Source organism: Streptomyces sp. NPDC107581, from assembly GCF_055657175.1.
In genome coordinates, this window is the sequence record NZ_JBVKBH010000002.1 from 529,194 (window position 1) to 542,401 (window position 13,208).

Sequence of the window (13,208 nt, forward strand, 5' to 3'; positions counted from 1 at the left end):
GGTCCATCCTGAGCCACACACAGACCCACTGAGGACCGCAAACCGGTCCACCCTGAGCCACACACAGACCCACCGTGGGCCGCATGCAGTCCGTCGAAGGCCGTATGCAGGTCCGCCGAGGGGCCGCATTCGGTCCGCCGGGGACCGGATGCGGCCTGCGCCCTGTGTCCTACCGCAACCCCCGGCCCGTCTCCAGTACCTCCCGCGCCTGCGTCACGAGTCCGTCCGCGCCGCAGGAACGGGCGAGCGCCAGGCCCCGGTTGAGTTCGGCGACCGAGCGGGCCGCGATGCCGTACTCGACGCGGGCGGCCGCGTGTTCGTACTGGCAGGGAGAGGCTTCCAGATAGGCGACGGCCTGGGCGGCGAGGCGTACCGCGCGCTGCCCGGTCTCCAGGGCGGCGGCGCAGCGCAGTGCCTCGCCGATGGCGGTGTCCGTGCCGAACCGCTCGGCCTGGCGGCGGGCCTCACCGGCCAGCTGGGCGGCCCGGGCCGGGTCCTGGGTGGCGAGGGCCCGTGCGAGGTCGACCATCCAGGGGACCATCACCGGGTTGTGATGGCCGCGTACGGCCGCCGCCTTCCCGGCAGCCTCCAGTTCGTCCACGGCGTCGTCGATCCGGCCGACGGCCAGCAGCAGCCGGCCGCGCACGGAGCGCGGGTCCGGCAGCACGATCGTGGACGGGTAGGGCGGGGCGAACCCGTACTGTTCGGCGATCGACCACGCCTCGTCGACCTGACCGCGGAGGAGCAGCGTGTCGACGAGGTTGCAGGTGGCCGTCCAGTACAGGGGCAGCCCGCGGCCCACCCGCTCGGCCAGGCGCAGCCCCTCGCGCAGGGACGTCTCCGCCTCCCTGAGCCGCCCTCGCCTGCGGTGTCCGACACCGACGTAGGCGTGGGCCAGGGCGAGATGACCGCCGGTCCACCGGGCGTTCTCGTAGGTCCGCAGGGCTTCGGTGTACAGCGCCTCGGCCCGGTCGAGCCGGTCGGCGAAGGCATACGCATTGGCGAGCATCAGCAGAAGCTCGATGCCCCACTCGGTGTCGGTCCAGCCGAGCCCCGGTGCCAGGCGGCCGTTGACGAGCGTGCGGTCGCACAGCTCGGCGACCTCCTCGGCGCTCTCGCCGTGCGTCATGGCGTCGAAGCCGCGCAGGATCAGCAGCGCGCGCTCGGCGTTGTCCTGGCCGGTGCAGGTCCTGGCGAGTTCGGCGAGGCGCTCGGAGCGTCCCGGTGAGGTCGCCTCGCCCGCGTAGATGCCCTCCCACATGTACTGCACCGCCTGCAGCCGCATCCGGGCGGGGCCGGGTTCATGGCGGGCGGCCTCGGCCTCGACCGTCCTGACGGCCTCCTCCAGCTGGTCGTTGTGGAGCAGGGCCTGGGAGAGGCGGAAGACGGCGTCGACGCGTTCGGGGCCGTCGAGGCCGGGCATGGCGAGCGCGCTCTGCAGATGGTCGATGGTGGTCGCGGGCGCGGTCAGGAGCGTGGCACAGCCCAGTTCGTAGAGCACGCGCGCGTGGACCTCGGGCTCGGGCGGTTCGAGCAGGGCGCGTTCCAGGCAGCGGCGGGCCGCGTCGGGCGCACCGACGGCCAGGTGTTCACGGGCGGCCTCGCGCAGCTGCTCGACGAGTTCCTCGTCGTCGTCCGGGTGCACCTTCAGCAGGTGCCGGGAGGCCTCGGCGGCGCCGCGTCCCGTCTCGGTGAGGATCTGCGCGGCGACGCCGTGCATGGCGGTGCACACGGCGGGCGGGATGGAGTTGTAGACGGCGGTGGCGATGAGCGGGTGGACGAACTCCAGCTCGCCGTCATCGGTCTCGGCGCCGGCCGCCGGGTCCGGTTCGGTGAGGATGCGGGCGGTGCGCAGCAGTTCGGCGCAGCGCTCGGCGATGTCGGGGTTCATGGAGGCGAGCCGGGCCACCAGGTCGACGGAGATGCCGGTGCCGAGGATGGCTGCGGCCCAGGCGAACCGGGTGGCCTCGATGCCGAGTCCCTTGAGGCGGTCGACCAGTCCGCCGCCGCGGGCGGAGCGGTTCAGGGCGCGCAGTTCATCGGCCCGGGCCTCGACCGGCTCGAGTTCGCTGTCCTGCACCTTGGCGAGGAGTTCGACGGTGTCGTAGGGGTTGCCGCCGGTGACGGCCCACACCTCGCGGCAGAACGGGTCGTCGGCGTGCCGGCCGACGGTGACCCGGGTGAGTCCGGCGGTGGCCTCCGGGGTGAGCGCGTTCAGGTTGCTGACGGGGCGGCCCGCGGCCGCGGCCACCGCGTCGAGGTGGCGGGCGCTGTCGCCGGTGACGTCGCCCGGCCGGCGGGCGACGATGACGAGCACGGACAGGTCGTCCAGCCGCTCGGCGAACGCGGCGAGCCAGCGGAGGGTCTCCTGGTCGGCCCAGTGCGCGTCGTCGACGAGCAGGAGCAGCGGCCACTCGCGGCGGGCGAGCCGGCGCACGGCCGCGACGAGTCCGTCGCAGACGTACTGGGGGTCGGCACTGCCCTCTCCGGGATCGACTATGCCGAGGGCGGGTCCGGCGATGTCGTACCAGTCGCCGAGGTACTCACGGGCCTCCTCCGGCAGGAGGGAGACCAGCGCGGGCTGCAGCAGCTGTCGCACCACGTTGAACGGGACGGACCGCAGGGTCTCGCCGCCGCGGGCGGACCACACGGTGCAGCCGCGCCGCTCGGCGATGCGGCGCGTCTCCGTCAGCAGCGCGGTCTTGCCGAGTCCGGCTTCGCCCCGCAGGACCAGCAGACTGCCCGCGGACGACTGATCCGCGCACAGGACGTCCAGCGCCTGTGTGACGGTGGCGATCTCCGCGTCCCGCTCCCACAGAGAAGCCGAGCCGGCCGTCGGCGGCCGTCCCTCCGTCATCCCGTTACCTCCCCAGGTCGCCCGAATGACGTACAGACCACGAGCGTAGCCGTCCGGTGGGATGTGTGGTGGCAGGTCCGGGCAGGTGTGGCCCCGCCGGGTGAAAGTGGGTGCGGGCAGACGACGCGCACCCTGCCCGACCAGCCGGTGAACAGCGGACGATCCGTCAACAGGGCCTGGAATGAAGCTGATTTTCGAAGACCGCGGAGATGACGGAAATGACAGGGACGACGGAGGGGGCGGAGCGGGCGCAACGGGCGGAGGCGACGGCGAGCACGGCGGGCACAGCGCGCACGACGGACACGGCGAGCACGGCGGCCACATCAAGCACGACGGGCGCACCGAACAGGGCGAGCACATCGAGCGCGGCGGAGTCCGTGAGGTCGGTGAGATCGGCGAGGTCGGTTCCCGCGGCGGTACGGCGGTCCGTATGGCGGTCCGTGCGCCGACGGTGCGGGCGGTCGCCGCGGGGTCGGTGGGCAACTTCGTCGAGTGGTACGAGTTCGGCGTCTACGGCTACCTGGCCACGGTGCTCGCCGAGCGGTTCTTCACCCCGGTGGGCGGGAACGCGGCCGAGGGACTGGTGCGCACGTACGCCTCGTTCGCGCTGGCGTTCTTCTTCCGGCCGCTGGGCGCGGCCCTGTTCGGCAGGCTGGGCGACCGGCTCGGGCGGCGGCCGGTGCTGCTCGGGGTGATCGCGCTGATGGCGGCCGCGACGACACTGATCGGCGCGCTGCCGACGTACGCCACGGCCGGAGCCCTGGCGCCCTGGCTGCTGACGTTCCTGAGGGCTCTTCAGGGGCTGTCGGCCGGCGGCGAGTTCGGCGGGGCGGTGGCCCTCCTGACGGAGTTCGCCCCGCCGGGCCGGCGCGGGCTCTACGGAGCCTGGCAGTCGTTCACGGTGGCGCTGGGCCTGCTGGGCGGCGCGGGGGTCGCGGCCGCCACGGCCACCCTCCTCACCGAGTCCCAGCTGGGCGCGTGGGGCTGGCGGTTGCCGTTCCTGCTGGCACTGCCGCTGGGGCTGGTGGCGCTGTGGCTGCGGGCGGGGCTGACGGAAACGCCGGAGTTCCGGGAACAGGGGCGGGCGGCGGCACTGCCTCCCGATGCCGCCCGGCCGGCCGCGGCGGCGGTGCTGCTGGGTGCCGGGCGGGTGATGGGCTGGGCCGCGGCGGGATACACGTTCCTCGTCGTCCTGCCCTCGTATCTGCAGGCCACGCTGCATGCGGACGTCCGGCAGGCGCTGCTCGCCACCGTGCCGGCCAATGTCGGGTTCGCCGCGGCGATCCTGCCGGCGGGGCTGCTCAGCGACCGGTTCGGCCGGCGGCCGGTGATGCTGACGGGGGCCGTGCTGGTGGCCGCACTGGCCGTTCCCCTGTTCAACCTCCTCCAGGACGACGGGACTCCGGCCGCCCTCAAGGGTGTGGCCACGGGGGCCGCGGGCGTGCTGGTGGGGCTGATGGCCGGGCCGGGACCCGCGCTGCTGGCCGAGATGTTCCCGACGCGGGTCCGCTGGACGGGTCTCGGGCTGGCCTACTCCCTGTCGAACGCGGTGTTCTCCGGATGCGCGGGGCTGATCATCACGGAGGCCGTGCGGCGCACCGGGAACGTGGACGTGCCCGCGTACTACGCGGCGGCGGCATGTGCGGTGAGTGCGCTGGCACTTCTGAAACGACCTTGTGGCGAGAGGAGTTGACGGGCGATGCGGGTGATCGGTCTGATGTCGGGCACGTCCTGCGACGCGGTGGACGCGGCGGCCGCGGAGCTGCGCCTGGACGGCGACACGCTGGCGCTGCGGCCGCTCGGGATGGTGAGCACTCCGTACGACGACGAGCTGAGCGCGGCACTCGCGGCGGCGCTGCCGCCGGGCGCCGTGCCGCTCGCCGAGGTGTGCCGGCTCGACACCCGGATCGGACAGGCGTTCGCGGCCGCCGCGATCCGGGCCGACCGCGAACTGTGCCGCGAGCGGGCCGAGTTGGTGGCCTCGCACGGTCAGACCGTCTATCACTGGGCCGAGGGCGGCCGGGTGCACGGCACCCTGCAGCTGGGCCAGCCCGCGTGGATCGCCGAGGCGACCGGGCTGCCGGTGGTCTCCGACCTGCGCTCCCGGGACGTCGCCGCGGGCGGCCAGGGCGCGCCGTTGGTGAGCCTGGTCGACCTGCTGTGGCTGCGGGGCAGGCCGGGCACGCCGGTCGCGCTCAACATCGGCGGCATCGCCAACCTGACCGCGCCGGACGGCACGGCCTTCGACACCGGGCCGGGCTGTGCGCTGCTCGACGCCGCGGCCCGCCGGTTCAGCGGCGGACGGCTGTCCTACGACGCCGACGGCGCACTGGCCGCGCGCGGCCGTCCGCACCGGCCCGTGCTGGACCGGCTGCTCGCGGAGCCCTACTACGCACTGGTGCCGCCCAAGACGACCGGCAAGGAGCTGTTCCACTCCGGGTATCTGCGGGCGGCCGGAGTGGACGGGCTGGGCGCCCAGGACGCGCTGGCGACGCTCACCCGGCTGACCGCCCGGACGGTCGCCGACGGGGTGCGGTCCGTCGGCGGCACCGAGGTGATCGCCTCCGGCGGGGGCACCCGCAACCCGGTGCTCATGGGCGAGCTGCGGCAGCTGCTGCCGGGGATCCCGCTGCGCACCTCGGACGAGCTGGGCCTGCCGGCCCCCGCGAAGGAGGCCTATGCCTTCGCCGTCCTCGGCTTCCTCACCGCCCACGGCATCCCCGGCACCGAGCCGCGCAGCACGGGTGCCCGCCACCCGAGCGTGCTGGGCTCGGTGACACCGGGCCGGAACGGCCTGCGGTTGCCGCCGGCGGTGCGAGGGGGGCCGGTGCGGCTGGTGGTGGAGGTGTAGGGAGGCCGGCGCAGGCCGTGGTGGAGGCGCAGCGAGGCCGGTACGGCCGTGATGGAGGCGCGGGAGGGGCTGGTGCGGCCGTGATGGAGGCGCGGGAGGCCGGGAGCAGAGGCGGAAACAGAGGTCGAAGCGGCGACGGACGTACAGAAATCCTGGGCGAAATGTTCCCGTCCGCGAAATTGGCGGCGGATCTTCTCATCCCGCTTTCACCGATGCCTCATACGGTGGAGTCATGACGCAGGTGACTCCTCCCGGGTGGTACCCCGACCCCGGGCAGACGAATGACGGTCCACCCACCGAGCGCTGGTGGGACGGCAAGGCCTGGACGGACCAGACCCGCCCCGCCGGGACGGCCGCCACCTGGGGTCCCCCGGCGCAGCAGCCGGCCGACGGTGCCCAGCCGGGCGCTCCGGGGTACGGCGCACAGCCGGGCGCTCCGGGGTACGGCGCACAGCCGGGTCCCCCGGCCTACGGCGCGCACCCGGGCTATCCGGCGTATCCCGCCCAGCCGCCGGCCCTGCCCCGGCGGCGCCTGCGCACGGCCATAGCCGTCGCGGCGGCGGCCGCGGTCCTGGTGAGCATCGGGGTCGGCGTGTACGCCCTCACCAAGGACGACAGCGGCCACGGGGGCAGCGACCGCGCCGGTTCCCAGCAGGGTCAGGGCGGTCGTGACGGCGGGCAGGGCGGGCCCGGCGGCAGGTCGGGAGGCTCCGGCGGATCGGAGGGCTCGGGCGGGTCCGGCGGGTCCGGTGGCCCGGGCGAGTCGCCGTCTCCGGGGGAATCCGCAGCGCCCAAGGTCAAGGGCGGGGGCTCGGTTCCGGATCCGGTGAACGGGATCAGCCTTCCCGTGCCGCAGGGGTGGACCGGGCAGACGATCAGTGTCGGTGCGCAGGTGACCTCCGACGACTCCTACAAATGCCCCGGCAACAGCGCCCAGACGTGCACCGCGGGCGGCGCCTACACGGCGCCCGCCGTCGCGCTCGGCACGGACGGCGCGACGGCCGAGGCGGTCGCCAAGGCGGACATCGCGGCCAACGCCAAGGAGTCCTACGGCGGTAGCACCTACGGCAGCATCACCTCGCACCAGGCGCTGGCCTCCCAGGCGGTGACCGTGGCCGGGCAGAAGGGCTACCTGGTCCGCTGGAAGGCGGTCACCAGCAAGGGCGCCGACGGCTATGTCGAGTCGGTCGCCTTCCCCTCGCCCAACGACACCAAGCAGTTCGTCGTGGTGCGCTTCGGCATGGACGTCGGGCAGAAGCTCTCCGTCATCGACGAGATCCTCAAGGGGATCAAGGTCTCGTCCGGCGGCGGGAACGGCCAGAACGTCTGACGACGAAGGCCGGCCGGGTGGGGTGCCCCTCCGCTCAAGGGGCACCCCACCCGGCCGGGGGTGCGCGCCGCTCCCGTCCCCACGGTGCGGCGCGGGCAGGCCGCCGTTCGTCATCCCGTGAACGGCGGCCTGTGTCCTAGGTCAGTCCGAGTGCGGGCAGCACCGTGGCCTCCACGAAACGGACGAGATAGTCGGCGTCGGCGTACTGGCCGCTCAGCACCGGGCGGACGCGCAGCACACCGAACATCATGGCGGGGATGTACTCCAGCGCCGGATGACCGGCGGGCACCTCGCCCCGCTGCACGCCGCGCTCCAGCATCTCCTGGAGCGTGGCGATCTCGGGGAGGACGATCGCCTCGCGCAGCGCCTGCGCCAGTTCGGGGTCGGCCGTGACCGCGTGGCCGAGGGCCTGCATGAGCCTGGCGTCCTTGTCGGACCAGTCGCCCGCCGCCCGCGCGGCCCGGCGCAGGTCCTCGGCGAGCGAACCGGTGTCGATGCCGGCGAAGCGCACCTTGCGGCTGGCGCGCAGGGCGGCCGCGACGAACTGGGGTTTGGTCTTCCACTGCCGGTAGAGCGTGGACTTGCTGCACCGTGTGCTGGCGGCGACGCCGTCCATGGTCACGGAGTCGTAGCCGCACTCGCGGATCTGCTCCAGCACGGCGTCGAAGAACTCCCGCTCACGCTCGGGCGTGATTTTGGAGCGGCGCGAGGCGGCGACCGTCTCCGGTCCGTCCGCGGCCTGCGACGTCATGCGCTGTTTCTCCTCACTCGCCGTACGGCCCGCTGCGGCGGCCCCGGAAGGGCTGCTGCAGCACCTGTCTCCAGTGTGTCGCACATCAATCGATACGCAAGTGTACCGGTACTCCAGCGTATCGGTACACTGGCGTATCGGTACGACAACGTATCGATGGGTCCCGGGCCACGGTCCGGGACTCGGCACGCACCACCACACGCACGACCGTCAGTGAAGGGGCCGGGGGATGAATGCCCGAACCGAGCCTGCAGAAGCGGAGCCGGACGCGATAGCGACAGCGCGTCCGCCGCTCCTACGCGAGTTCCTGCTCGTCGCAGGACTCTTCCTCGTCTACAAGCTCGGGCGGCAGCTGGCCACCGGCCACACCCCGGAGTCCTTCCGCAACGCACACCGCGTGTGGGACCTGGAGCGGGCCGTGCACCTTCCCGACGAGAAGGCCGTGCAGTCCGCACTGCTGCACGGCGACACCCTCGTCCACCTGGCGAACACCTACTACGCGACCGTGCACTTCCCGGCCACCCTGGCCTTTCTGGTCTGGATGTACCTCAGGCGGCCCGGGCACTACGTCTGGGCCCGCCGGGTCCTGGCCGTGGTCACGACCGCGGCGCTGGTGCTGCCGTTCGCGTTCCCGCTGGCCCCGCCGCGGATGCTGACCGGCACCGGCCTGGTGGACACGGCCCGGATCTACGGCCCCTCCGTCTACGGCCCGCCCTCCAGCGACCATCTCTCCAACCAGTTCGCGGCGATGCCCTCGCTGCACTTCGGCTGGGCCCTGATGGTGGCGATCGGCCTGATCGCGGCCACCGGCTCCCGATGGCGCTGGCTGTGGCTGCTGCACCCGCTGGTCACCCTGCTGGTGATCGTGGGCACGGCGAACCACTACTGGCTCGACGCGATCGTGGCGACCGCCATGCTCGGCACCGCCCTGGCGGTGATCCATCCGCCGAGGCGTACATCCAGTACGGCCGGACGCGGCGCCCAGCGGCTCGCTCCGAAGGAGACCGTGCTGGTGGGAGCGGGCCGATGAGCGCCGCAGCCCTGCTCGCCGTCGGCCTGTCGCTGGTCTCGGCCGTCGCCTATGCCGCGGCCGCGGTGGCGCAGGAACGACTCGCCTCCCGCAGCTCCGGCGCGGGACTGGTGCGGCTGCTCGGCACCGGCGCCTGGTGGTCGGCGGTCGGTCTGAACGCGGCCGCCGCGCTGCTGCACGTCGTGTCCCTCAAGTACGGGCCGCTGACCCTCGTCCAGCCGCTGGGCGCACTCACCCTCGTCGCGGCGGTGCCGCTCGGGGCGCGGGCGGCCGGGCGGCGGGTCAGCGCGGCGGAGTGGCGCGGAACGGCGTTCACGCTCCTCGGTCTCGGCGCCCTGCTGGTCACGGCCTCGGGCCCGGCACCCGAGCGAGTGCTGAGCCTGACCGAGGCGCTGGCGGTCGCCGGTACGACCGCTGCCCTGATCGGCATGCTCTCCTGGCCGGGCGCCCGGCCGGGCCTCAGGCACGCGACCGCCTCCGGCTTCGCCTCGGGTGTGGCCTCGGCGCTCACCCAGACGGTGACGGTGGCGGCCACGGACCGCTCCGGTCCGGCAGTGAGCGTCGAGGTGATCGTGGTCGCCGTGCTGGTCGCCGCCTTCGCCACCGGCGGGCTGCTGTTGTCGCAGACCGCCTACCGGGGCGGCCTCGGCGCCCCGCTGGCCGTAGTCACCCTGGCCAACCCGCTGGCCGCCGCGGTCATCGGGCTGACCCTGCTCGGGCAGGGCCTGCGGGGCGGCGCCGGCGGAGTGCTGCTGGCCCTGGCCGGGGCGGGCATCGCGGCCTGGGGAGTGCTCCTGCTGACCCGGGCGACCCCGGGAGCCGGTCCGGCCCAGGGGCGGAGCGGGCTCGACGGCCAGAGCGAGCACGACGGGCAGAGCCGGCAGGACGGGAACGACGAGCACGACGAGCACGACGAGCATCCGGTCGTCGCGGTCCTGGCCCTGGAGCCCGGCACGGCGACGGCGGAACCGGCGCTGGTGCCCCGGCAGCCGGAGCAGCCGGGGCATCTCACCGCGCTCTGAACGCAAACGGACGGCGGCCGGTGCGTGCGGACTCCCCGCATGCACCGGCCGCCGTCGCCGTGTCCCCCGTGGGACGTGCTCAGCCCAGACCTCGCGAGTCCTGCTTGAGGGCGGTGTCGACGGTCAGGGCCGTCGCCACCACGAGGCTCAGCAGCGGCTCGGGCAGCTGGTAGTGGACCTGCAGGACGTAGTTGTCCGCCGTCGTGAACAGCGTCTTGGCGAGGCCCTCCCAGGTCTTGGTGATCCGGGCGACCTCGTTGTCCGCGTGGTCGACGATCGCGAAGTTCCAGGCCCGCCAGTTCTCCGCCTTGATCGCGCCGACCTGCTGGCCGTTCACGTTCATCGCGAAGTTGATCTTCCCGATCATGTTCTGCTGGACGATCTCGCCGACCGGCGAACCGTCGGGCCGGGTCACGACGACCCGGGACTTGAAGATCTTCGCGGGCCGGGTCAGCACCAGCTGCGGCTGGCCGTAGGCGTCGCGGATCTCCAGCTTGTGCGTCATGAACTGGTCGAGGCTGGAGACGAAGCGCAGGATCTTCTTCAGCGCGCTCTGCCCGACCTCGACGACCGAGCCGATCTCGCGGCCGCCCTGATCCATGACCTTGTACTCGTTGGTCAGCTCGATCAGCTTGGCCTTCTGGTTCACCACCAGGACGGGCTCGGTGAAGAGGGTGCCGCCGCCGGGGCCGCCGGCCGCGACGCCCGCCTGCTGCTGCACCTGGCGCTGCACCCTGGCGTCGGCGGCCTGCTGCTGCGGGACGTGGGCGCCCTGCTGCTGGGCGTGGGCGGCGGGCTGCTGGACGGCGGCCTGCTGCTGCGGGACCTGCCCGGCGGCCTGCTGGGCCGGATTCGTGTGTTCGGTCCACTGCGCGCCGTCCCAGTACCGGAGCGTCTGCACAGCCCCGTGCGGATCGGGGTACCAGCCTGCAGGAGTGTTCGATTGCGTGGTCACCGGGGCACACTACCCTGTTGTGACCGGTACCTGACCAGTCCGCACGGAGCGGTGCTCATCGCCCGTTCACGCCGTGATGATGGCCGGGTCGCTGACGCCGGGCTGCCCGTTCTCGACATGGCCGGCGAAGGCGCGCACGAAGGCCGGATCGGCGTCCGAAGTGACCGTGAGGTCGTACCAGCGCTTGCTCGCCGCGAGGTCGACGGTGCGCTTCACCGTGGTCCCGGACCACACGGTCACGGTCACCGGCTTGCCGCCGTAGCCGTTCACCAGCTTCAGCTTCACCGAGCCGGAGCCCTGGTTGGTGAAGGTGAGTTCGACGTCGTCTCCGACGTGCCGGGCGGTGACCTCGGGTCCCGCGGTCTTGCTGTTGCCCTTGAAGAGGCGCAGGAAGCCGTTCGGGCCGTGTACGGCGAGGTCGTACGAGCCGCCCGAATAGGCCGAGTTCCAGGTGTCGGAGAGGGTCTTGCCGGCCTCGGTGGTGTAGGGCCAGGGGCCGTCGGTGCGGTTGTTCGAGGTGACCAGGAAGGCGGCGCCCGCCTGTGCGCCGGAGGCGAAGGCGAGCGTGAACTTCCCGGCCGCCGTGTCCGCGGATCCGTCCACCGCCGGGGCGTACTTGAGCGGGCGGGTGGGGCGGCTGCCGCGCTCCTGCTTGGGCAGGGCGGGGTGAGCGGGCGGGGTGGGCACGTAGTCGGGGTGCCGGTCGTGGTCCGGCGGCTGGTAGCCGGCGGTGGACGGCAGCGTGACCGGCTTGGTGTCCTTGCGGGAGAAGTCGAAGGCGGTGGTCAGATCGCCGCAGACGGCCCGTCGCCAGGGCGAGATGTTCGGCTCCGCGACGCCGAAGCGGCGCTCGATGAACCGGATGATCGAGGTGTGGTCGAGGGTCTCGGAGCAGACGTAACCGCCCTTGCTCCACGGCGAGACGACCAGCATCGGCACGCGCTGGCCGAGTCCGTAGGGCCCGGCGGGGTGGCCGGCGTCGCCCTTGAACAGGTCGAGTGCGGGGTCCACCGTCGACCTGCCCTGGGCGGCGGAGGCCGGCGGGAAGGGCGGGATCACGTGGTCGAAGAAGCCGTCGTTCTCGTCGTAGGTGATGAACAGCGCCGTCTTGCCCCACACGTCGGGGTTGGAGGTGAGCGCGTCCAGGACCTGGGAGACGTACCAGGCGCCGTAATTGGCAGGCCAGTTGGGGTGCTCGGTGAAGGCCTCGGGGGCGACGATCCAGGAGACCTGGGGCAGCTTGCCCGCCTTGACGTCCGCCTTCAGCTGGTCGAAGAAGCCCTCGCCCTTGCGCGCGTCGGTCCCGGTGCGGGCCTTGTCGTAGAGCGGGTCGCCGGGCTTGGCGCCCCGGTACTGGTTGAAGTAGAGCAGCGAGTTGTCGCCGTAGTTGCCGCGGTAGGCGTCCTGGATCCAGCCCCAGGAGCCGTTCGCGTCCAGGCCGTCACCGACGTCCTGGTAGATCTTCCAGGAGACCCCGGCCTGCTCCAGACGCTCCGGGTACGTCGTCCAGGAGTAGCCCGCCTCGTCGTTGCCGAGGACCGGGCCGCCGCCCTTGCCGTCGTTGCCGGTGTACCCCGTCCACATGTAGTAGCGGTTGGGGTCGGTGGAGCCGATGAACGAGCAGTGGTAGGCGTCGCAGATGGTGAAGGTGTCGGCGAGCGCGTAGTGGAAGGGTATGTCGCCGCGCGTCAGATAGGCCATCGTCGTCGACGACTTGGCGGGCACCCACTTGTCGTACCTGCCGCCGTTGAACGCGGCGTGTCCGTCGTTCCAGCCGTGCGGGAGGTCCTGGATGAAGGCCAGACCGAGGTCGTCCGCGTCCGGGTGGAAGGGGAGGATGTCCTTCGTGCCGTCGGACTGCTTCCAGACCGACGTGCCGTTCTGCGTCACCGGACGCGGGTCGCCGAAGCCCCGCACACCCCGGAGCGAGCCGAAGTAGTGGTCGAAGGAGCGGTTCTCCTGCATCAGGACGACGATGTGCTCGACGTCCTCGACCGAACCCGTGCGGTGGTGCGCGGGCAGCGCGGCAGCACGCTGGATGCTGCTGGAGAGCGCGGTGAACGCCGTGGTGGCGCCCGCGAGTTGAAGGAAGCGCCGCCGATTGACTTCGGGCATGAGTGAGAGTCCTCTCGTCCTGACGTACACGATCCCGGTGAGATGACGGAATCTGCGCGGTGCGAGTGTTCCAAGAGCAACAAACGTCAGGGAAGGGTCTGGCGACGCCCATGTGAAAGTCGCCGGTACGGCAGGGGTCCGCGGATAACGTTGTCACGTGGTGCGCCGCGAGGGGACCGGAGGAATCATGGGGCGAGGCTCGCGGGCAGCTCACGGCGGTGGCGGATGTTGAGCTTGCGGTAGGCCCGGGTGAGGTGCTGTTCGACCGTGCTCACCGTGATGAACAGCTTGCGGCGC

At 72.5% G+C, this 13,208-nt stretch carries 9 protein-coding genes and 1 pseudogene; 5 read left to right on the forward strand and 5 right to left on the reverse strand.

Translation table 11 applies throughout. The features are described from left to right. Positions 1-169 precede the first annotated feature (169 nt). Positions 170-2,857, reverse strand: coding sequence for an ATP-binding protein (locus tag ACZ7P3_RS05930; RefSeq protein ID WP_472079182.1), 2,688 nt, complete (start codon positions 2,855-2,857; stop codon positions 170-172). A 430-nt stretch (positions 2,858-3,287) separates the two neighbouring features. Here ACZ7P3_RS05930 and ACZ7P3_RS05935 point away from each other — a divergent pair, with 430 nt between their 5' ends. The 3 genes from ACZ7P3_RS05935 to ACZ7P3_RS05945 all read left to right on the forward strand — a co-directional run bounded on the left by ACZ7P3_RS05935 (position 3,288) and on the right by ACZ7P3_RS05945 (position 7,038). After that, the gene (locus ACZ7P3_RS05935) at positions 3,288-4,550 is read left to right on the forward strand and encodes an MFS transporter (protein WP_472079435.1); all 1,263 of its coding nucleotides are present in this window, start codon (positions 3,288-3,290) and stop codon (positions 4,548-4,550) included. A 6-nt stretch (positions 4,551-4,556) separates the two neighbouring features. Then, positions 4,557-5,708, forward strand: coding sequence for an anhydro-N-acetylmuramic acid kinase (locus ACZ7P3_RS05940; RefSeq protein ID WP_472079183.1), 1,152 nt, complete (start codon positions 4,557-4,559; stop codon positions 5,706-5,708). A 232-nt stretch (positions 5,709-5,940) separates the two neighbouring features. Further along, the gene (locus ACZ7P3_RS05945) at positions 5,941-7,038 is read left to right on the forward strand and encodes a DUF2510 domain-containing protein (protein WP_472079184.1); all 1,098 of its coding nucleotides are present in this window, start codon (positions 5,941-5,943) and stop codon (positions 7,036-7,038) included. 136 nt (positions 7,039-7,174) lie between these two features. On the opposite strand, the gene ACZ7P3_RS05950 is transcribed toward ACZ7P3_RS05945, so the two are convergent. Further along, complete coding sequence (locus tag ACZ7P3_RS05950) at positions 7,175-7,789, reverse strand: TetR/AcrR family transcriptional regulator (protein WP_472079185.1); 615 nt, start codon at positions 7,787-7,789, stop codon at positions 7,175-7,177. 229 nt (positions 7,790-8,018) lie between these two features. Here ACZ7P3_RS05950 and ACZ7P3_RS05955 point away from each other — a divergent pair, with 229 nt between their 5' ends. Next, a complete protein-coding gene (locus ACZ7P3_RS05955; protein WP_472079186.1) occupies positions 8,019-8,819 on the forward strand; it encodes a phosphatase PAP2 family protein in 801 nt (266 codons plus the stop codon). Continuing rightward, entirely contained in the window at positions 8,816-9,841 is a 1,026-nt protein-coding gene (locus ACZ7P3_RS05960) for a DMT family protein (protein ID WP_472079187.1), read from the forward strand. Before ACZ7P3_RS05955 ends, ACZ7P3_RS05960 begins: the two co-directional genes overlap by 4 nt. Positions 9,842-9,920: 79 nt before the next feature. Here the strand turns inward: ACZ7P3_RS05960 and ACZ7P3_RS05965 are convergent, their stop codons facing one another. The 3 genes and pseudogenes from ACZ7P3_RS05965 to ACZ7P3_RS05975 form a co-directional block, all read right to left on the reverse strand. After that, a complete protein-coding gene (locus tag ACZ7P3_RS05965; protein WP_472079189.1) occupies positions 9,921-10,796 on the reverse strand; it encodes an LURP-one-related family protein in 876 nt (291 codons plus the stop codon). Between the two features lie 66 nt (positions 10,797-10,862). Further along, positions 10,863-12,911: a phosphocholine-specific phospholipase C gene (locus ACZ7P3_RS05970; RefSeq protein ID WP_472079191.1), complete on the reverse strand. Its 2,049-nt coding sequence runs from the start codon at positions 12,909-12,911 to the stop codon at positions 10,863-10,865. Positions 12,912-13,096: 185 nt separating this feature from the next. Beyond that, positions 13,097-13,201: pseudogene (locus ACZ7P3_RS05975) on the reverse strand (LuxR C-terminal-related transcriptional regulator); the annotation flags it as partial. Positions 13,202-13,208: the final 7 nt, after the last annotated feature.

Coding starts and splice junctions, on each gene's coding strand:
- ACZ7P3_RS05960 (WP_472079187.1), top strand. CDS start 8,816: ATGAGCGCCGCAGCCCTGCTCGCCGTCGGCCTGTCGCTGGTCTCGGCC.
- ACZ7P3_RS05950 (WP_472079185.1), bottom strand. CDS start 7,789: ATGACGTCGCAGGCCGCGGACGGACCGGAGACGGTCGCCGCCTCGCGC.
- ACZ7P3_RS05970 (WP_472079191.1), bottom strand. CDS start 12,911: ATGCCCGAAGTCAATCGGCGGCGCTTCCTTCAACTCGCGGGCGCCACC.
- ACZ7P3_RS05935 (WP_472079435.1), top strand. CDS start 3,288: ATGGCGGTCCGTGCGCCGACGGTGCGGGCGGTCGCCGCGGGGTCGGTG.
- ACZ7P3_RS05955 (WP_472079186.1), top strand. CDS start 8,019: ATGAATGCCCGAACCGAGCCTGCAGAAGCGGAGCCGGACGCGATAGCG.
- ACZ7P3_RS05945 (WP_472079184.1), top strand. CDS start 5,941: ATGACGCAGGTGACTCCTCCCGGGTGGTACCCCGACCCCGGGCAGACG.
- ACZ7P3_RS05930 (WP_472079182.1), bottom strand. CDS start 2,857: ATGACGGAGGGACGGCCGCCGACGGCCGGCTCGGCTTCTCTGTGGGAG.
- ACZ7P3_RS05940 (WP_472079183.1), top strand. CDS start 4,557: ATGCGGGTGATCGGTCTGATGTCGGGCACGTCCTGCGACGCGGTGGAC.